This window comes from Streptomyces sp. NPDC037410, from assembly GCF_055602235.1.
Genome location: NZ_JBVJWR010000008.1, coordinates 248,600 through 268,575, shown reverse-complemented (window position 1 = coordinate 268,575; position 19,976 = coordinate 248,600). Strand labels below are relative to the sequence as shown.

12 protein-coding genes and 2 pseudogenes are annotated in these 19,976 nt (G+C 72.6%); 3 read left to right on the top strand and 11 right to left on the bottom strand.

All coding sequences use genetic code 11. The features are described from left to right. Position 1 precedes the first annotated feature (1 nt). From ACZ7HT_RS16185 to ACZ7HT_RS16170, 4 genes and pseudogenes are all read right to left on the bottom strand, one after another. A complete protein-coding gene (locus ACZ7HT_RS16185; RefSeq protein ID WP_471165508.1) occupies positions 2-1,129 on the bottom strand; it encodes a DUF6183 family protein in 1,128 nt (375 codons plus the stop codon). Between the two features lie 66 nt (positions 1,130-1,195). Further along, complete coding sequence (locus ACZ7HT_RS16180; RefSeq protein ID WP_471165506.1) at positions 1,196-1,969, bottom strand: HNH endonuclease family protein; 774 nt, start codon at positions 1,967-1,969, stop codon at positions 1,196-1,198. An 82-nt stretch (positions 1,970-2,051) separates the two neighbouring features. Continuing rightward, a pseudogene (locus ACZ7HT_RS16175) lies at positions 2,052-2,303 on the bottom strand (hypothetical protein); the annotation flags it as partial. Between the two features lie 58 nt (positions 2,304-2,361). Next, positions 2,362-2,754, bottom strand: a pseudogene (locus tag ACZ7HT_RS16170) (SCO6745 family protein); the annotation flags it as partial. Positions 2,755-2,880: 126 nt separating this feature from the next. Between ACZ7HT_RS16170 and ACZ7HT_RS16165 the strand changes: the two are divergent. After that, a complete protein-coding gene (locus tag ACZ7HT_RS16165) occupies positions 2,881-4,140 on the top strand; it encodes an SGNH/GDSL hydrolase family protein (RefSeq protein ID WP_471165503.1) in 1,260 nt (419 codons plus the stop codon). Positions 4,141-4,179: 39 nt separating this feature from the next. On the opposite strand, the gene mfd is transcribed toward ACZ7HT_RS16165, so the two are convergent. Next, positions 4,180-7,719 (bottom strand): transcription-repair coupling factor, encoded by a 3,540-nt coding sequence (gene mfd, locus ACZ7HT_RS16160; RefSeq protein WP_471165500.1) that lies wholly within the window; start codon positions 7,717-7,719, stop codon positions 4,180-4,182. A 264-nt stretch (positions 7,720-7,983) separates the two neighbouring features. Here mfd and ACZ7HT_RS16155 point away from each other — a divergent pair, with 264 nt between their 5' ends. Beyond that, positions 7,984-8,229, top strand: a complete 246-nt coding sequence (locus ACZ7HT_RS16155; RefSeq protein WP_471165498.1) for a type II toxin-antitoxin system Phd/YefM family antitoxin — start codon at positions 7,984-7,986, stop codon at positions 8,227-8,229. A gap of 106 nt (positions 8,230-8,335) precedes the next feature. Here the strand turns inward: ACZ7HT_RS16155 and ACZ7HT_RS16150 are convergent, their stop codons facing one another. Together ACZ7HT_RS16150 and ACZ7HT_RS16145 are read right to left on the bottom strand one after the other, a co-directional pair. After that, positions 8,336-10,909, bottom strand: coding sequence for an ABC transporter permease (locus ACZ7HT_RS16150; protein ID WP_471165495.1), 2,574 nt, complete (start codon positions 10,907-10,909; stop codon positions 8,336-8,338). Further along, positions 10,906-11,694, bottom strand: a complete 789-nt coding sequence (locus ACZ7HT_RS16145) for an ABC transporter ATP-binding protein (RefSeq protein ID WP_389019023.1) — start codon at positions 11,692-11,694, stop codon at positions 10,906-10,908. Before ACZ7HT_RS16145 ends, ACZ7HT_RS16150 begins: the two co-directional genes overlap by 4 nt. A 184-nt stretch (positions 11,695-11,878) precedes the next feature. Here ACZ7HT_RS16145 and ACZ7HT_RS16140 point away from each other — a divergent pair, with 184 nt between their 5' ends. After that, positions 11,879-13,426 carry an MFS transporter gene (locus ACZ7HT_RS16140; protein WP_471165492.1) on the top strand — a complete coding sequence of 516 codons (1,548 nt, stop codon included), beginning with the start codon at positions 11,879-11,881 and terminating at the stop codon, positions 13,424-13,426. A 25-nt stretch (positions 13,427-13,451) separates the two neighbouring features. On the opposite strand, the gene ACZ7HT_RS16135 is transcribed toward ACZ7HT_RS16140, so the two are convergent. The 4 genes from ACZ7HT_RS16135 to ACZ7HT_RS16120 all read right to left on the bottom strand — a co-directional run bounded on the left by ACZ7HT_RS16135 (position 13,452) and on the right by ACZ7HT_RS16120 (position 19,976). Further along, the gene (locus ACZ7HT_RS16135) at positions 13,452-15,722 is read right to left on the bottom strand and encodes an FG-GAP repeat domain-containing protein (RefSeq protein WP_471165489.1); all 2,271 of its coding nucleotides are present in this window, start codon (positions 15,720-15,722) and stop codon (positions 13,452-13,454) included. A gap of 89 nt (positions 15,723-15,811) precedes the next feature. Next, positions 15,812-16,192, bottom strand: a complete 381-nt coding sequence (locus tag ACZ7HT_RS16130) for a VOC family protein (RefSeq protein ID WP_471165486.1) — start codon at positions 16,190-16,192, stop codon at positions 15,812-15,814. A gap of 11 nt (positions 16,193-16,203) precedes the next feature. Beyond that, complete coding sequence (locus ACZ7HT_RS16125; protein ID WP_471165484.1) at positions 16,204-17,139, bottom strand: cellulose-binding protein; 936 nt, start codon at positions 17,137-17,139, stop codon at positions 16,204-16,206. 140 nt (positions 17,140-17,279) lie between these two features. Continuing rightward, positions 17,280-19,976: an SUKH-4 family immunity protein gene (locus ACZ7HT_RS16120; RefSeq protein WP_471165481.1), complete on the bottom strand. Its 2,697-nt coding sequence runs from the start codon at positions 19,974-19,976 to the stop codon at positions 17,280-17,282.

The following is a 19,976-nucleotide window of genomic DNA, read 5'->3' as shown; positions in this document are numbered from 1 at the left end:
CTCAGTCGGTGTCCGTCGCGGCCAACACCGCAAGCTGTCGGCCTTCTGGAGAGACCGAGGCCAGGCCGATGTCCCAGGCCACGCGCTCGAACCACTTGGTGTCGGCGTCGAAGCCGTACCAGGCACACTCCCGTACACGTGCCTCGACCGCCTCAGCAGGGACACCCTCCGCGGCCCCGGCGAGGCAGGCCAGGGACTGCCACGCGGCCAGTCGGCCGTAGGCGCCGCGAGCACCCGAGTTGTACGCCCCTCCCGAGGAGGCGGCGGCGAAGAGCACCCGCCATGCCTGGTCCGGCGGACAGGCCGCGACGGAGAAGGCGGTCTTCTTCCCCACACCCTTCAGGCACTCCAGCCCCAGCGCCAGCAGCGCACTCGATACCGACCCGGCCTCCAGTTGGGCGTCCAGATCGAAGACTCGTGCCTCAATCCGGCCGTTCGACTCCTCGGCCCAGTTCGCCACAGCCGCGCCGATGCCCTTGGCAGCGGCTTCGGTTGTCGTTTCCTCGACCAGCGGCACGTGTGCCCCGCGGTCGACCACCATGCGGCAGTTCTCCGACGGGCCGTACGGCATCGAGTGGCTGCTGCCACGGGTGCTGTAGCTCGGCAGATCAGGCTGTCCTTCCACGTCCGACAGCGCCAATGGCAGCCATCCCAGAGGATGGTGCTGCCAGTGCGGCGATGTCGCCCACCCTGCGATGCCCGGCGCCTCCGTGACGTCAACGCCCCTGAGTACCAGTTCATGGACCAGGCAGGCACGCAGCTCCTCGGGGGCCTTCCCGGTGAACACTGCGGCGAGTTCCTCCGCCGGGTGGCTGGAGGCCAGCAAGGATGCCGTGTAGTGATCCAGCTTCCGGTGGGCGGCTTCCGTCGAGGTGAGGAGCCGCAGCACCTGAGCGACGTTTCCAGGGCCGGGAGTGGTGGCCAGCAGCCTGAGCAGATAGTCGAAGACGCTTCTGTACTGCCAAATCCGCTCGGCGTCGGAGCCGTAAGCCCCGGCGAGCGCGATGCCGAGGTCCGCGAGGAAGGCAGCGTCCCCCCGCGCGAGACGGCGGTCGGCCGTCTTCCACACGTCGGTGACGCTCTTCAGACCCGGAAGCTTCGTCACGATCTTCTGTATGCGTTCCGCCACGGCACGGAGCGTACGCACCCGGCAGCCCTCAGATCGAACACGTTTCCCCCGGCTGGCAGGGCGCTGTCAGTCTTGGCACTGCTTCAGCATCATCGCCTTGTCCGCCTTCGTCGCCGGAAGGTCGTACTTGAGGGCCACCTGCGCGAAGCGAACCGCGTAGGCGCACCTGATCCGCTTGTCGGGCGGCAGCCAGGACGCCGGTCCGGAGTCGCCCTTGGCGGAGTTGGCCCGGCCCTGTACCGGGATCAGATTGAGCACGTCGTTGGCGAACTGCTCCCGCTTGCTCTTCGGCCAGCGCGACGAACCCATCTGCCAGCTGTAGGACAGCGGAACCACGTGGTCTATCTGGACCTCGGAGGCCCTCTGCTTGCGCCACTCGATGGTCGTTCCGGTGTACGGGTCGTCCAGCATCATGGCGATGACCACGCAGTCGGAGCCGGATCGAAAATGAAGGTTCTGACCATCACGACGAATGAGATCGTTTCGCGTGTCACACCCATTCCTCGCGAGGGGTACCCCGTCGGCCGTGTCCATCCACGCGTAACCGAACTTGTCGCGGCCGTAGCCCGTCTTCGGTCCCCGCCCCTTTGTGGTCAGCTCCTCGATGAGCTTGCGGGCCGCGGCCTTGTCCGCGTCCGTCGTCACCGGAGCAAGCCCTGGCTTCGTACCATCCGGGTTCTTGAGCGGACTGACTGCCCGTCCGCCCGACACAGCCGGCCCGGAACCCGCGGAGGAGCCGCCTTCGCCGAAACCCTCGCATCCCGAGACGAGAAGCACGGCAGTCGCCGCCACCGCCCCCACACGGAGGAAGCGCACGCTACCCGCCCCCTTGTGACTCATGTGCCTCTTAGTAAGCACAACTCACCACCCCCTGCATGAGCTGCCCAAACGCCTCAATCACCCGGCGAAGCATAGAGATAACGCGGGTTCCGCAGCCGTTGCCGTCGACGTCCGCCCAGGCGCGGCCGAACTTCTCCCGCTCGTAACCGGTCTTCGGGGCGCGGCCCTTGACGGTGAGGGTGTCCACGGCGGCGAGCGCGGTGCCGCGCGCGGCGGGCTTGCCGCCCGAGCCGCCGGCGGCTCCCGGGGTGTCGGTTCCGGGCGAGCAGGCCGCGGTGAGGAGTGCGGAGACGGCGAGCGTCGAGGCGGCGAGGGTCCTTCGGTACGTCAGCACCCCCGAATCCTAGGCCGGATGGTTACGTCACCTTCGTACCGATGATCCTGGAGCGTCCTCAGCTCTTTCCGATGCCGAGGGTGTTCTCGCCGGGCAGCAGTCCGGAGCCGACGATCGCGAGCCAGGGGCCGCCGAGGAGGTCGGCGAGCCGGGCGGTGTCCTCGGGGCCGAGCGCGTCCCACGGTCCCGCTGCCAGCTCGTCCGTACGCCGTTCCACCTCGGCGCGCAGGGCGCGGCCCGCGTCCGTGGCGACGCCGGCCGCGTCCACGAGCCCGCGGGCCCTGAGGCGTTCACGGGCGGCGTTCCACGCGTCGGCGCTCCAGCCGCGGGTCTCGAAGACGGCCTCGCGGGCGGCGCCGACGGCCGCGAAGGAGACGAGCGACTCGGCCGGGTCGAGGCCGGCGGCGATCAGGGCGGCGATGTGCCCGTCGCCGCGGTGCTCGCGCAGGATCGGAACGTGACGGCGGCGACCGGGGCCCCGAGGAGTACTTCCGCTCGCTGACCGGACTGATCTTCAGGAACCAAGTCCCGCCGCAGGACGGGGAATAGCCCGCGTCAGCCCGTAATTGACGAAGACATGCGAACTTCGAACACCCTCCGCCGCGCCGCCCTCGCCCTCCTCACCACCGGCACCCTCGCCCTAGCCCCCACCGCCCTCGCCGACACCGGCTCCCACGGACCGGCCTGGCGCGGCGCGTGGGCCGCGTCCCCGCAGTCGGCGACCGCGCCGTTCGGCCCCAACTGGTCGCAGCAGGGCTTCGCCCACCAGACGGTCCGCCAGGTCGTCCGCGTCACCGCCGCCGGCACCCGGACCCGCGTCGAGCTGACGAATCGTTACGGCACCGGCCCGCTGCGGATCACCGGCGCTACCGTCGCCCGTACGGCCAAGGGCGGCGCCGTACAGCCGGGTTCGGTGCGCACCCTGCGGTTCGGCGGCCGCCCGTCCGTGACGATCCCGGCCGGCGAGACCCTCCTCAGCGACGCCGCGACCCTCCCCGTCGACGCCTTCGAGAACCTGACCGTCACCCTGTACCTCGCGGACGCGACCGGCCCGGCGACCTTCCACTCCTTCTCCTCGGCCACCAGCTACCGCGCCGAGGGCGACCACCGCGCCGACCTCTCCGGCGACGCGTTCCGGGACACCAGCACCTCCTGGTACTTCCTCTCCGGCGTCGAGGTCACCGGCGGCCGCGACACCGCCCGCCGCGACGGCATCGTCACCTTCGGGGACTCCATCACCGACGGCGTCGGCTCCACGACCGACGCCGACAACCGCTACCCCGACGAGCTCGCCGAGCGCCTCGCCGCCTCCGGCCGGTCCCGCGCCGTCCTCAACCACGGCATCGGCGGCAACCAGGTCGTCAACGACACCACCTGGGCGGGCGAGAAGGCCGTCGCCCGGTTCGAGAAGGACGTGCTCACCGAGAAGGGCGTGGGCACGGTGATCCTCCTGGAGGGCCTCAACGACATCGGCGGCAGCGGCCCGTCCTTCCCGGGCGGCCCGACCCCCGAGGTGTCCGTGAACCAGCTCATCGAGGGCCACCGCACCCTGATCCGGCAGGCGCACGCCAAGGGCCTCAAGGTCGTCGGCGCCACCCTCACCCCGGTCGGGGGCTCCTTCTACGAGACCCCCGTCAACGAGGCCAAGCGGGAGGCCTTCAACACCTGGGTCCGCACCTCGGGCGCGTACGACGCCGTCGTCGACTTCGAACGCGCGGTCGCCGACCCGGCCGACCCGGACCGCATCCTCCCCGCGTACGACTCGGGAGACCACCTCCACCCGAACGACGCGGGCTACCGCGCGATGGCGGAGGCCCTGGACCTCGACGAGCTGTGACGAGCGTGAGGCGGCACCCGCGGTGCCGCCTCACGGAACTCACCCTCCGAGGATCGTCGTCAGGAACTCGCCCGTCCACGCCAGGAGTTCGCGGCCCACCACCGGCTTTCCGCCGATCTTGCCGGTCGTCGGGCGCGGCACCAGGATCTGGTGGACGGCCGGCTTGATGACCGTCTTCGGGTGCAGGCGCTTCAGCCTCAGCTCCTGGGACTCGCGCAGCTCCACCGGCGCGAAGCGGATGTTGGAGCCCTGCAGGACGATCTCGCCGACCCCGCACGCGCGCGCGAGCATCCGCAGGCCCGCGACCAGGAGCAGGTTCTCCACCGGCTCGGGCAGCTTGCCGTACCGGTCGGTGAGCTCCTCGCGTACGGCCCTGATGTCCTCCTCCGAGTTCGCGGAGGCGATCGAGCGGTAGGCCTGGAGCCGCAGCCGCTCGCCCGGCGCGTAGTCGTGCGGCATGTGGGCGTCGACCGGGAGCTCGATCTTGACCTCCAGCGGGGCCTCCTCCTCGACGCCGCCTTCCATCTGCGCCCGGTAGTCGGCGACGGCCTCGCCGACCATCCGTACGTACAGGTCGAAGCCGACGCCCGCGATGTGGCCTGACTGCTCGCCGCCGAGCAGGTTGCCCGCGCCGCGGATCTCCAGGTCCTTCATGGCGACGTACATGCCGGCGCCCATCTCGGTGTGCTGGGCGATCGTCGCGAGCCGCTCGTGCGCGGTCTCCGTGAGCGGCTTCTCCGGCGGGTACAGGAAGTACGCGTAGCCCCGCTCGCGGCCACGGCCGACCCGGCCGCGCAGCTGGTGGAGCTGCGACAACCCGAAGTTGTCGCCGCGCTCGACGATGAGGGTGTTGGCGTTGGAGATGTCGATGCCGGACTCGACGATCGTCGTCGAGACGAGCACGTCGAACTTCTTCTCCCAGAAGTCGACGACGACCTGCTCCAGGGCCTGCTCCGACATCTGGCCGTGCGCCGTGGCGATCCGCGCCTCGGGGACGATCTCGCGCAGGCGGGCGGCGGCGCGGTCGATCGAGTCGACCCGGTTGTGGATGTAGAAGACCTGGCCCTCGCGCAGGAGTTCGCGCCGGATCGCGGCGCCGATCTGCTTCTCCTCGTACGGCCCGACGAAGGTGAGGACCGGGTGCCGCTCCTCGGGGGGCGTGGTGATCGTCGACATCTCGCGGATGCCGGTGACCGCCATTTCGAGCGTACGGGGGATGGGCGTGGCCGACATCGTGAGCACGTCGACGTTCGCCCGGAGCTTCTTCAGCTGCTCCTTGTGCTCGACGCCGAAGCGCTGCTCCTCGTCGACGATGACCAGGCCCAGGTCCTTGAACTTCGTCTCGGAGGAGAAGAGGCGGTGCGTGCCGATGACGACGTCGACCGAGCCCTCCCGCAGCCCCTCCATCGTCGCCTTCGACTCGGTGTCCGTCTGGAACCGGGACAGCGCCCGCACCTTCACCGGGAACTGCGAGTACCGCTCGCTGAACGTGCCGAAGTGCTGCTGCACGAGCAGCGTCGTCGGCACGAGGACCGCGACCTGCTTGCCGTCCTGGACCGCCTTGAAGGCCGCCCGTACCGCGATCTCCGTCTTGCCGTAGCCGACGTCGCCGCAGATCAGACGGTCCATGGGGACGGTCTTCTCCATGTCCTCCTTCACCTCGGCGATCGTCGACAGCTGGTCGGGCGTCTCCGCGTACGGGAAGGCGTCCTCCAGCTCCCGCTGCCACGGGGTGTCAGAGCCGAAGGCGTGGCCGGGGGCCGCCATGCGGGCGCTGTACAGCTTGATCAGATCGGCCGCGATCTCCTTCACGGCCTTCTTCGCGCGCTGCTTCGTCTTCGTCCAGTCCGCGCCGCCGAGCCGGTGCAGGGTCGGCGCCTCGCCGCCCACGTACTTGGTGACCTGCTCCAGCTGGTCGGTCGGGATGTACAGCCGGTCGCCGGGCTGGCCGCGCTTCGCGGGCGCGTACTCGACGAGCAGGTACTCGCGGGTCGCGCCCTGCACGGTCCGCTGCACCATCTCGACGTACCGGCCGACGCCGTGCTGCTCGTGCACGATGTAGTCGCCGACCTCCAGGGTCAGCGGGTCGATCGTCTTGCGGCGCTTGGCGGGCATCCGCTGCCCGTCCTTGCCGGCCGCCTTCTGCCCCGACAGGTCGGTCTCCGTCAGCACCGCCAGCTTGAGCGCCGGGTCGACGAAGCCGTAGTCGATGGAGCCGGTCGACACGTGCACGACGGACGGCGAGATCTCGGCGAGGTCCGCGTCGAGGCGGGCGGCGATGCCCTCGCCGCCGAGGACCTCGACCGTACGGGACGCGGGGCCGTGGGCCTCCGTCACGTACACCGTGCGCCAGCCGTCGGCCAGCCAGCCCTTGGTGTCGGCGAGCGCGCGGGCGGTGTCGCCGCGGTACGACTCCGGGGCGTGCATGCCGAGGGTCAGCGAGTCGGCCTCGTGGTCGACGTCCGCCGCGAACGGCGACACCGACCACCAGGCCATGCCGAGCTCGCTCGCCCGGTCCCGTACGTCCGCGATCCCCCACAGCGAGGCCGCGCCGACGTCGATCGGCGCCTCGCCACCGCCGGCGGTGGCGGCCCAGGAGGCCTGCAGGAACTCCTGGCTGGTGGCGACGAGGTCGGCGGCCCTGGTCCGTACGCGCTCGGGATCGCAGACGACGGCCATCGAGCCCTTGGGCAGGACGTCGAGCAGCAGCTCCATGTCGTCGACGAGGACGGGCGCGAGGGACTCCATGCCCTCGACGGCGATCCCCTCGGCGATCTTGTTGAGCAGCTCGCCCAGCTCGGGGTGCGCCTCGGCCAGCGCGGCGGCCCGCTCGCGCACCTCGTCGGTCAGGAGCAGCTCCCGGCAGGGCGGCGCCCAGAGACCGTGCTCGGCGACTTCGAGGGACCGCTGGTCGGCGACCTTGAAGTAGCGGATCTCCTCGACGTCGTCGCCCCAGAACTCGATGCGGAGCGGGTGTTCCTCGGTCGGCGGGAACACGTCCAGGATGCCGCCGCGCACGGCGAACTCGCCGCGCTTCTCGACCAGCTCGACGCGGGAGTACGCGGCGGCGGCGAGCCCCTCGACGATGTCGTTCAGGTCGGCGGTCTGGCCGGACCGCAGCGCCACGGGTTCGAGATCCCCCAGCCCCTTGACCTGTGGCTGGAGGACGGAGCGGATGGGCGCGACGACGACGGAGACGGGCCCGGCGGCGGGGTCGTCGTCCCGGGGGTGCGCGAGCCGCCGCAGCACGGCGAGGCGGCGGCCGACGGTGTCGGACCGGGGCGAGAGCCGCTCGTGCGGCAGGGTCTCCCAGGAGGGGTACTCGACGACCCTGTCCGGGTCGAGCAGGGACCGCAGCGCGGCGGCGAGGTCCTCGGCCTCCCGGCCGGTCGCCGTCACCGCGAGCACCGGCCGCCCCGAGTCCCGGGCGAGCGCGGCCACGGCGAACGGCCGCGCGGCCGCGGGCCCGACCAGGTCCACGTGCGGCCGGTTCCCGTCGGCGGCGGCCTTCACCGCCTCGGCGAGGGCGGCGTCTTTGACGACTACATCAAGCAGGCCGTGCAGACCGTGCAGGCTCATGGAGCTTTCCATCCCGGGTTCGGACGACGGGGGCGGGCAACGCGAACAGCCCGACACGTCGAACGGGCCGGGTGGTCCCGGGCGGCTGGGACCCGGTCGCCCCCAGCCTACGACGTGCCACTGTCACTCGCCCGAAGGAAGGGGGCCACTGCGGGGCGTGACGGAGCAGGCCGCCGGTCCGCTCGTCGCACTACGCTTTAATCCATAGCCCGGTCCACCCCGCACACACCCAGCTGTGAGCCCTCCCCGCAGTGAGAGGCCGTCATGGAAGCAGCCCGGCAGTACGACGTCCATGAGGTGAAGACCCACTTCTCCAAGATCCTGGAAGCGGTCGCCACCGGCGAGGAGGTGATCATCAGCAAGTCCGGCGAACCGGTCGCGAAGGTGGTCCCGCCGGCCGGCAAGGTCCACCGGAGCGGCTACGGCTCCCTCAGGAGCCGCGTCACCGTCTCGGACGACTTCGACGACGCCCCCGAGGCCTTCGACGGCGCCTTCGGAGTCGACGAGTAACCTCCCCGCCCCGCCCGTGTGGGCCCGCGCCCGGCGGGACGGCGCCCACCGCCGTGTGGGCAATCGTCCCGCTGGGGCGATTGCCCACAACGGGGGCGCCGCGTGGCTACTCGCTCGCGATCGCCCCCAGGACATTCATCCGCCCCGCCCGGAACGCCGGGACCAGCGCCGCGAAGAGGCCCACGAAGGCCGAGCCGATGAAGACCGTGATGATCGTCGGCCAGGGGATGTCCAGGACGCCGAGGCCCTCCAGGGCCAGGAGCTTCTGGGCGGCGGTGCCCCAGCCCATGCCCAGGCCCAGGCCGAGCAGCGCGCCGAAGAGGGCGATGACGACCGACTCCAGGCGGATCATGCGGCGCAGCTGCCGGCGGGAGAGGCCGATGGCGCGCATGAGGCCGATCTCGCGGGTCCGTTCGACCACGGAGAGGGCGAGGGTGTTCACGACGCCCAGGACGGCGACGACGATCGCCAGGGCGAGGAGCCCGTACACGATGTTGAGCAGCTGCCCGACCTGGTTCTGCAGCTCCTCCTTGTAGTCGGCCTGGTTGCTCACCTTGTACTGCGGGTACGGCGCGAGCGCGTCCTTGAGGGCCTGGTAGGCCGGGGCCTCCTGGCCGTCCTTGGCGCTGGCCAGGACGAGCAGGCTGTTCGGCACCCGGTCGGCCGGCAGGTAGCGGGTGACGGTGGGGACGGCGGTGTACATCGCCCCGTTGTCGACCTGCCCGGTGTCCGCGGTGATCGCCGCGACCTTGAGCTTCGCCGTCTCGCCGCCCTTGAAGGCGACGGTCAGGACGTCGCCGACCTTGACGCGGTGCTCGGTGGCGTAGTCGCTGCCGACGGACATGGCGTCCTTGCCGTACGCGTCGGTGAGCGTCCCGGCGGTGACCTCGCGCCGCAGGTCCTTGACGTACGTCGGGTCGGTGGCGGCCAGGTCGGCCTGGGAGACCTTGCCGTGCGGGTCGGTGATCTTCGCGTCGACCCACTTGTACGAGGTGACGTGGTCGAGCCCGGCCGCCTTCGCCACCGCGGCCTGCGCCTGCGGCACGATCGGCTGCCCCGTAGCGGACCGGACGATGAAGTCGGCGCCGACGGAGCGGTCGAGTTCCTCGGTGGCCGAGGCGACCATCGAGGAGCCGACGACCGACAGACCGGCGACGAGCGCGAGGCCGATCATCAGGGCGGCCGCGGTGGCGCCGGTGCGGCGCGGGTTGCGGAGCGCGTTGCGTTCGGCCATCCGGCCGACCGGACCGAAGATCCTCAGGACGACGGCGCCGAGGGCGCGGACGACGCCACCCGCGAGGAGCGGGCCGACGACGACGAAGCCGAGGAGGGAGAGGACGACGCCGACGCCGAGCCAGAGGGACCCGGGTCCGGCCTCCGCGGCGCGGGCCGCCGCGACCAGGGCGGCCGCTCCGGCCACCGTGAGGACGATCCCGAGCACGCCCCGTACCTTGCCGGCCTTGCCGTCGGCGGGGGTGCCCGCGTCGCGGAGGGCCGCCATCGGGGAGACCTTTCCGGCGCGGCGGGCCGGGATGTACGCGGCGAGGACGGTGACGACGATGCCGAGGGCGAGGCCGACGACCGGGGTCGTCCAGGCGACGGTGAGGTCGCGGGTGGAGAGCTCCATGCCCACGGCGGACATCAGCTTCATGAGCCCGACGGCGAGGCCGACGCCCGCGGCGACACCGGCGACGGAGCCGACGAGGCCGAGGAGGAGCGCCTCGACGAGGACGGAACGGTTCACCTGCTTGCGGCTGGAGCCGATGGCCCGCATGAGGCCGATCTCGCGGGTGCGCTGGGCGACCAGCATGGAGAAGGTGTTGACGATGAGGAAGATGCCGACGAGGAAGGCGATCCCGGCGAAGCCGAGCATCGCGTACTTCATGACGTCGAGGAAGCCGGCCATGCTCGCGCGGCCCGCGTCGGCGACCTCGGCGGCGGTCTGCAGCTTGTAGCCGCCGCCGAGCGCGGCGGCGACGTCGGCCTTGAGCGCCTCGTCGGTGACGCCGTCCTCGGCATCCACCGAGATCTGGGTGAACAGGCCTTCCTTGCCGAGGAGTTCGCGCTGCGCGGTGGCGGTGTCGAAGTAGACGACGGTGGCGCCCGGGTTGGTGACCTTGAACTCGACGATGCCGACGATCTTCGCGGTGAAGTCGCCGGTGACGGCGATGGTCCGCAGCTCGTCGCCGAGCTTGAGGCCGTGCTTGTCGGCGGTGGCGCCGTCGACGACGACCTCGGTGGGGCCGCGCGGCTCGTGGCCGGAGGCGATCTCCACCGAACGCAGCTCGTTGGGCGTCCAGTTGACGGCGATCGTCGGGGCGCCGCCGGTCGGGCCGACGTTCTTGTTCCGCGCGTCGACGACGGTGACGCTCGTCGAGGCGACCGAGCCCTGGACGTCCTTGACGCCCCCGACCTTCCCGACCTGCTCGACGAGCGAGGCGGGCAGGGACTCGGGGCGGCCGTTCTGCGGGGTCTCGTCGTTGCCGCCCGCGTTCTTCGGGCTGACGGTGACGTCGGACGCGGTCGTCGCGAAGAGCTTGTCGAACGTCGTGTTCATGGTGTCGGTGAAGACGAGCGTCCCACTGACGAAGGCGACGGAGAGGAGGACGGCGACGGCGGAGAGCGCCATCCGGCCCTTGTGCGCGAAGAAGTTGCGCAGCGAGGTCTTGAGGACGGTCATGACGTCCGCCCGCGCGCGTCGAAGTCCTTCATGCGGTCGAGTACGGCGTCGGCGGTGGGCCGCTCCATCTCGTCGACGATCCGCCCGTCGGCGAGGTAGAGGACCCGGTCCGCGTAGGAGGCGGCGACGGGGTCGTGGGTGACCATGACGATCGTCTGGCCCAGCTCGTCCACGGACGCGCGGAGGAAGCCGAGGACCTCGGCGCCGGCCCGCGAGTCGAGGTTTCCGGTCGGCTCGTCGCCGAAGATGATCTCGGGCCGGGCGGCGAGCGCGCGGGCCACCGCGACCCGCTGCTGCTGGCCGCCGGACAGCTGGTTGGGCCGGTGCTTGAGCCGCTCGGAGAGCCCGACGGTGTCGACGACCCGCCGCAGCCAGTCGGCGTCCGGCTTCCGCCCGGCGATGTCCATCGGCAGCGTGATGTTCTCGATGGCGTTCAGGGTGGGCAGCAGGTTGAACGCCTGGAAGATGAAGCCGATCCGGTCCCGGCGCAGCTGGGTGAGCTTCTTGTCCTTGAGGCCGGTGATCTCGGTCTCGTCGAGGAAGATCTGCCCGCTGGTGACGGTGTCGAGCCCGGCCAGGCAGTGCATCAGGGTCGACTTGCCGGAGCCGGAGGGCCCCATGATCGCGGTGAACCGCCCGCGGGCGATGTCCACGTCGACGGAGTCCAGCGCGACGACCCGGGTCTCCCCCGAGCCGTACGCCTTGACGACCTGACGCGCCCGCGCGGCGACGGCCGTCCCCTCTCCCGTACCCCCGTGGCGGGGGATGGTCAGAGCCGAAGTCACGGTTCTCTCCTCGGAGTGCAGTGCGAGTGGGTGTGTAGGTCCCAGTTAAGGACCGGCCACCCCTGCTTCTCGTCCTCCGCCGGTACGAGCGGCCCCTGGCCCGCATGGGGGAGAAACCCCTAGGGGCTTCTCCCCCCACGGTTCCAGTGAGACCCTGGCCGCGCACATTTAGGTGTACGAAGAAATGGGCGTACGAAGAAGGGGAAGGTGCGCGGTGACGGAACCGTCGACGACCCGGACGGACGCCGATCCGGCCCCCGCGCCAAGACCCTCCGCCGCCCGCCGCGGACCCGTCGTCGCGGCCCTGATGCTGGCCATGGGGCTCGCCGCCCTCGACGGCACGATCGTGTCCACCGCCGTCCCGCAGATCGTCGGCGACCTCGGCGGGCTCTCCGTCTTCTCCTGGCTCTTCTCCGGCTACCTGCTCGCCGTCACCGTCACCCTGCCCGTGTACGGCAAGCTCAGCGACACCTTCGGCCGCAAACCCGTCCTCATCGCCGGAACCGTCCTCTTCCTCCTCGGTTCCGTGCTCTGCGCCGCCGCCTGGAACATGGCCTCCCTGATCGCCTTCCGCGTCGTCCAGGGCCTCGGCGGCGGCGCCCTCCAGGGCACCGTCCAGACGATCGCCGCCGACCTGTACCCGCTGAAGGAGCGCCCGAAGATCCAGGCGAAGCTGTCCTCGGTCTGGGCCGCCTCGTCCATAGCCGGACCGGCCGTCGGCGGCGTCCTCGCGGGGTACGCCGACTGGCGCTGGATCTTCCTCGTCAACCTGCCGGTCGGCCTGGTCGCCCTCTGGCTGATCGCCCGCCACCTGGTGGAACCCGCCCGTACGGCGCCGCGCGCGGGCATCCGGATCGACTGGGCGGGCGCCCTGGCGATCTTCGCCACCGGAGCCGTACTCGTCACCGCGCTCGTCCAGGGCGGCGTCGCCTGGCCCTGGCTGTCCGCCCCGTCCCTCGGCCTCCTCGCCGGAGCCGCCGCCCTCGCCGCCCTGACCGTCGCCATCGAGCGGCGCGCGGCCGAACCGATCATCCCCGGCTGGGTCTGGCGCCGCCGCACGATAGCCGCCGTCAACCTCGCCCTCGGCGCCCTCGGCCTGCTGATGGTCGCCCCGACGGTCTTCCTGCCGACGTACGCGCAGTCCGTCCTGGGCCTCGGCCCGATAGCCGCCGGCTTCGTGCTCTCCTCCTGGACCCTGAGCTGGCCGATCACGGCGGCCCTCTCGAACCGCCTCTACACCCGCATAGGCTTCCGCCTCACGGCGATCCTGGGCATCGCGGGCGCACTCCTGCTCCTGCTCGCCTTCCCCTTCCTGCCGTTCCCGGGCGAGGCGTGGCAACCCGCACTGCTGATGCTGCTCCTGGGCGGCACCCTGGGCCTCTTCCAACTGCCCCTGATCGTGGGCGTGCAGTCGACCGTCCCGTACCAGGAACGCGGCACCACCACCGCCTCCGTCCTCTTCTGCCGCCAGGTCGGCCAGAGCATCGGCGCGGCCCTCTTCGGCGCCATCGCCAACGGCGTCCTCGCCGCCCGCCTCGGCGCCGACACGGACCTCGACCAGCTGTCCCACTCCCTGGCGGCCACCGACGCGACCCGCCGCGCGGTGGACGCGGCGGTGGACTGGGTCTACCTGGGCGCGGCAGGAGCGGCGGCCCTCGCCCTCCTGGCCCTCCTGACACTGGCACCACGCCGCTTCCCGGTCCTGAAGGAGGAGGACCAGGGGGTGGGCTGAGTACGCGCCCGACCTGAGGGCCGGGCTAGAACGCGGTGTTGTAGGGCGCGTCCTGGGTGAGGGACACGGACGCGCCGCGCTTGAAGGGGGCCTTCCAGTCGCCCGTGCCCGCGTAGAGGGTCTCGTCGCCGTTCGAGGCGACCAGGTCCGCGCGGCCGTCGCCGTCGGCGTCGCCGACGGCGGTGAGCCCGGTGAAGGCTCCCCATCCGGCGCCCACCTTCGTACGGGCGGCGAAGGTGCCGTCGCCCTTGCCGAGGTACAGCCAGAGGACACCTGCCTTGTCACGGGCGAGAAGGTCCCCGGCCGGGCCTCCGGCGAGGTTGCCGGTGGCCGTCAGCTGGTTGTAGACGCCCCAGCCGTGGCCGATCTTCTTGCGCGCGGCGAAAGGCGCGGTGGCGCTGCCCGTGCCCTTGTACAGGTACAGGTCGCCCGCCTTGTCGGTCGCGACCAGGTCCGCCCGGCCGTCGCCGGTCAGGTCGCTGCCGCACGCGAGCTGGTCGTACGTCTGCCAGCCGGCACCGATCCTCGTACGGGCCGCGAGCGGCTTCGCCCGGTCGCCCGTGCCCTGGTAGAGCCAGAGGACGCCGGACTTGTCACGGGCGACGGCATCGGGGGCGGTCGTGCCCGCGATGTTCCCGACGGTTTCGAGCCGGTCGTAGACGCCCCAGCCGCTGCCGACGCGTGAGGCGCCGGTGTCCGTCAGGGAGCCGCCGGGGGCCGTGGGCCGGGTGCCGAAGCGCCACAGGACGCCGCCGGTGTCCCGGACGAGGAGGTCGGCCGTGCCGTCGTCGTCGAAGTCGTGCGGCGCGGCGGGCCGGGTCACGGTGAACCGGCCGGTGGTGACGAGGTCGGGGCCGATGCCCTCGTCCGGGCGGGCGGTGAGCTTCCACTCGTACGCACCGCTGCGGGCGGGACTCCCCCAGTCGGCGTTCTCCAGGTCCTTGCCGTCCCAGTGCCAGGTGAGCCGGCGGGGCGTCCCGGCGGGACCGCCGGGGGCCCAGCTGGACGAGACCGTCGTCCCGCTGCGTACGTGGGTCAGCGTCAGCCACACCCGGCTGTCCGCCCGGGACAGGTCCCAGCCGAAGTCGACCCCCTTCGCGGCCTGGTCGCCGGTGAGTGTCGTCGGGGTGGTGGAGCCGGTGAGGGTGACGACGGTCGACTGCCCGGTGGACGCGACCAGTTCGACGTCCGGCCGTCCGCCGTCGGCGCGCGGCGAGATCCGGTAGAGGCCCTCTCCGTGCTCGGGGGTGCCGCCGCGCACGAGGAGGCTGCCGCCGGGGCCGGTGACGGCGGAGGAGAACGCGGTGAGCGCGACGGTCTTCTCGCCCGTCTCGATGGACTGGAGGGTGAAGGGCCGCTTCGTCGGGTTGTCGCCGCCGGCGACGAAGGCGGACGCGTCGATGTGGGCCTTCTGGCCGGACGCGATCCAGCTGCCGACCAGGTAGATCGGGTCCTGCCAGTCGGCCTCGGTGTCAGGGATCCAGGTGGCCCCGGACTTGCCGCCGCGCCGGTAGACGGAGATCCCGTCGCCCCTCAGCCGGGCCTCGCGCCAGACCGCGTACGTGGCGGACACGGCGCCGTCCCCGGCCCACTCGTCCGTCCCCTGGGGGAGCCACGAATCCGCCCCGGTGGTGAGGTCGACGAGGATCTTGGCCGGGCCACGCCACGTGCCGATCTCGCAGTCGTAGAGCGCGGTTGCCGTGTCGGTCCATGCCTCATCGGCCGCGTCGCAGCCGATCTGAACCCCTCCGACCAGCTTGCGGACGGTCGGCGCACCGCCGGCGAGCGTGGCGGCGTCGAGGGTGACCGCGTACTGCACCCGGTAGCCGCCCTCGTACCGTCCGAGGAGGAGGGTGTCGCCGGCCAGGCCCGAGTAGTCGTACCCGCCGAGTGTGTCGAGATCGATCTCCACGGGCGTCGCGCCGGGCTTCGACACGTCATGGATCCGCAGCAGCGAGCTGACGGACAACAGGCCCCGGTCACCGGTGACGACGAGGTCCGAGCCGCCGCCTGCGGCCGAGGCGCCCGGCAGCACGACCGACGAGCCGTCCGCGTACCAGGTCCAGCGGAACTCGGGCGCGTTGCCCCGGGTCTTCGACAGGAAGCCGCTCGGGCCCGCGCCGACGACGTCCGCGTCGAGCGGGAACGGCACGGTGGTGGCCTGCGGGTCCTCCTGGACGGCTCCCGGGACGGCCCCCGCGGCCGGGAGCGTGGTGAGCGTGCCGCCCGTGGCGGCGAGGACGATGGTGACGGCGGCGGCCGCGAGACGGCGGCCGCGCGCGCGTGCGTGCTGCATGTACGGTTCCCCTCCTGAGGGGATCACGTTAGCTTCCCCCCTGGTCACGCCTCCCGACACCCCGGACGAGCAGCGGCACGGGGCCCTTCCTAGGCGTCCCGGGGCGCGCGCGGGATCGTCAGGCAGAACGGGTGACCCGCCGGGTCCAGGACCACCCGCCACCGGTCGGGCCGGGGCTGGACGTCCGGGACGGTCGCGCCCCACTCCACCAGGCGGGCCGTGGCCTCGTCGAGGTCGTCGACGTCGAAGTCGAGGTGCAGCTGCTGCGGGACCTCCTGGCCCGGCCAGGACGGGGGACGGTAGCCGTCGACGCGCTGGAAGCCGAGGAACAGGCCGTCCGCGCCGCGCAGTCCCGCGAACTCGTCGTCGGACCGGTCGGCGAGCGGGAGCCCGGTGACCCGCTGGTAGAAGGCGGCGAGGGCCATGGGGTCGGCGCAGTCGAGCGTGACCGCCGTCAGTTTCATGAGCATGGGGCGGGAGCCTAGTCGGCGTCCCCTGAACCTTCCCCGGAACCTTCCCCGCTCTCCAAGTCCCTCTGCTTCTCCTCAGGTTGCGGCGCCTTCGGGCGGCCGCCCGTCAGGGCCGCCAGCGAGTTGCGGATGTGCTCCATGGTGGAGTGGATCTCCTCCCGCGCCTCCTCGTGCTCCCGCAGCACCCGCTCCGTCTCCCGCTCGACCCGCTCCGTCTTCATCCTGGCCTCGGCGAGCAGTTCCTCCGCGCGGGCCTCGGCGTCCTCCTGGCCGTGCCGGGCCTGCTCCTCCGTCTCGGCGAGGGCCCGCTGCGTCTCGGCGAGGGCCGCCTCCGCCGCCGCGACCAGCTCCTCGTGCCGGGCGTCCAGAGCCGCCGCCTCCGCCTCGGCCGTACGCTCCGCCTCGCCCCGTACGGTCCGGTGGTCCTCCCGCTGCGCCGCGAGCAGCGCCTGCGAACGGCGCCCGGTCTCCTCGAAGGTCTCCCGGGCGGCCTCCCTGGCGCCCTCGGCGTCCCGGCGGGCGATCGTGCCCGTCTCCTCGGACCGCGCGCGGGCCTCCTCCAGGGTCGCCCGCGCCGCCGCCTCCGCCGCCGCGCGGACGCCCTCCGCGTACGCCGCGGCGGTCTCCCTCGCCTCCCGGGCCGCCGCATCGGCCGCCTCCGCGAGGGCCTGCGCCTCCGCCTCCGCGGCCCGGACGACCTTCTCGTCCTCCCGCTCGGCCAGCTCCAGGATCTTCTGCGCACTCTCGCCCAGCACCTCGTACCGGTGCGGGACGAGCTGCTTGATCGCCAGGCGGAGTCCTGCGGCCTCGGCCTCCATCTCCTTCGCGAGGACCGTGAGCCGCGCCGCCCGCTCCCAGCCGGCGTCGCGCTCCCCGGAGAGCTCGGCGACGAATCGGTCGACCTGCTCGGGGCGGTAACCGCGCCCCCGCCCGACAGTGAATTCCATCCGTGACGCCTCTCCGTGACCCCGACCCGTAAAGCCCGACCCGTAAAGAATGAGGCATCAGAACGGACAAAAGGCGCCCAACGTGGCTACACGTCGAGCGCCCTTCGTCACATCGCCTGCAGAACCGCCTACAGAACCGCCTACAGAAGGCCGTCCCACATCTGTTCGAGCAGCACCGACCACCAGTTCTCCGGCGACGACAGCGCCGCCGGGTCCAGCATCGCCAGCTGCGCCTGGAAGTCGACCGTCCAGCGGCCCGCCTGCTCCGGGTTCAGACCGAACCGCAGCCGCCACATCCGGCCGAGCAGCGCCATCGACCGCGTGAACTCCGGCAGCCCCGTGTTCACGAACTGCGGCGGCACCGACTGCCCGCCCGGACCGGCCTCCACCGGCACCGCCACGATGTGCGCGGTCCCGTACTGGACACAGATCGCCCGCCCGAAGTCCGAACCGAGCACCAGGTACGAGCTCGCGTCCGGCGCCGCCTGGACCTGCCGCTGCGCCGCCAGCTCCGCCAGCGTCGGCACCACCGGGACCGCCGGCTGCGCCCAGAAGAACGGACCGAAGTCCGCCGGAAGCCCCGCCCACACCAGCGTGCGCGCCACGATCTCCGGCACGCCCTGACGGGACACCGCCCGCTGGTCGAACCGGAGGATCCCCGGACCGAACGCCCCCGCCAGCTCCTGCGCGATCCCCTCCGGGGGGATCGGCGGCGCCGGCTGCACCTGCGGCAGCGGCGCCCGCACCGGAGCCGGCCGCGCCGGACCGTCAGCGACCTGGTGCAACTCGCCCTGATGGGTCAGGAGTTGCCGCATGCCCTGCTGCCGGCCCGCGTGATCACGACCGTACGGGGCGATGCTGGTGATCCGCGCCTGCGGCCACGTCTCCCGGATCATCCGCGCGCAGTAACCGCCCGGCAGCTCACAGGACTCCAGCTCCGTGTGGAGTTCGAGCACCTGCTGCGGCGGCACGTTCATCGCGCGCAGCTCGTGCAGGATCTGCCACTCCGGGTGCGGGGTGCCCGGCGCCGAACGCCGGATGATCTGCGCCTCGGAACCGTCGGGCGCCCGGTAGCGCAGCACCGCCTGGTAGCCGGGACCGACCGTCGGCTGACCCGTCGGCTGCGGATAGCCGTACGCCGGAGGCACCGGCGCCCCGGGCACAGGACCGGGAGGCACGGGACCCGGCGGTACGGGACCGGGCGCGGGCGGCGGCGTGTGACCGCCGACCGGCGGCGCCGGAGCGGGCGGGGGCGGCGGGGCCCCCGGACCGCCCAGACCACCCGGACCGGGCTGCGCCAGCATCGTCGCCGCGTGCGCGATACCGCCCGCGGGCGTACCGCCACCGGGCACACCCGGCGGCGGAGGCGGCGGCGGAGGCGCGCCCGGACCACCCTGGTTCGGATGCGCCAGCATCGTCGCCGCGTGGTGCACCGGCTGCGGAGGCGTCACGGGACCCGGCGCGGGCGGCGGGCCGGGCGGACCCGGCTGCGCGGGCGGCTGCAGCCCCTCGGGCCCCAGCTGCGACACCAACTGCGTGGGGATGTACGCGTTGCCGCCCGACGAGGCACCCGGCACACCCGGAACTCCCGGCGGCGGAGGCGGCGTCGGGCCGCGCCCGGCCTTCGGCGGCAGGGACGCCTTGCTGGTCGCGGCGTCCGCGATGTCCCCGGCACCCGGCGCCGAGGGCGCGGGCGGCGGAGGCGGCGGCGCACCCGCACCGGCCTGCGGTACGGGAGCCGGCGCCTGCCGCGGCGAAGGCTGCGGGGCGGGCGGCGTCGGCGGAGCCGGCGGGACCGCGCCCGGGGCCGGGGCGGCCGGGTCGAGACGGGGGGCGATCGCGGTCGGCGGCAGCGCGCTGCCGCCCTTCATCAGCGCGGTCGGCGCGTCCGCGCCCACCGAAAGCGGCGGCGCGTCCTCGTCGTCCGTCCCCGACAGCGGCGGCGCGAAGACCGTCGCGGGCAGCGGCACCGCCCCGTCGGCACCCCCGGAGCTCGCGTTCGCGTCCGCCCACGGGCTGGACGATCCCCCGGACACGGGCGGAGCCGGGGGCGCGACCGGCGCGGGCGGCGCCACGGCCGGGCTCCCCGCCGGAACGCCGTCCATCGCCGTCGGCTCGTACGCGTCGGCCCCCGGAACCGCAACCGCGACGGGCTCGGCGGCCGGAACGGGAGCGGTCGGGGCCTCGGAAGCGGAAGACGCAGCGGAGGACGCCACCGAAGCCGACGACTCCGACGAAGCGGAGGACGCCACGGAAGCGGCGGAAGAAGGCGCCGAAGCAGCCGAGGACGGCACCGCACCCGAAGGCGCCGGAGAAGACGCCGAAGACGAGACCGCGTCCGAGGCCGACGAAGCCACCGAGGCCGAAGGCCCCGACACCCCCGCGCCCACCCCGTCCGACGCGTCGTCCACCGACGCCGACGCGCTCGCACTCTCCTGCGAGGCGTGCGACTCCTCCCGCGGCAGACCGATCTTGTCCGCCGCGTCCTGGAGCCACTCCGGCGGACTCAGCAGGAACGACGTCTGGTTGAGATCGATCCGCGCCGCCGGCACCGCCGCCTGCGCGGGAACCTCCTCCGTCGCCCCGTACTCCTCCTCGTACCGCCGGATCACCTCACCCACCGGCAGCCCCGGCCACAGCGTCGCCTCGCCGCTGTCCCGCGCGATCACGAGCCGCTGACGCCCGCCGTCCGACGTCGGACCGCCCTCGCGGTCCTCCGCCCACAGCACGAAGCCCAGCTCGAACTCCCGCACCCGCACCTCACGGTGCTGGTACCCCGGCAGGTCGCCGTTGATCCATTCCTCGGCGCGCTCCTGCGCCTGCGCGAACGTCACCAC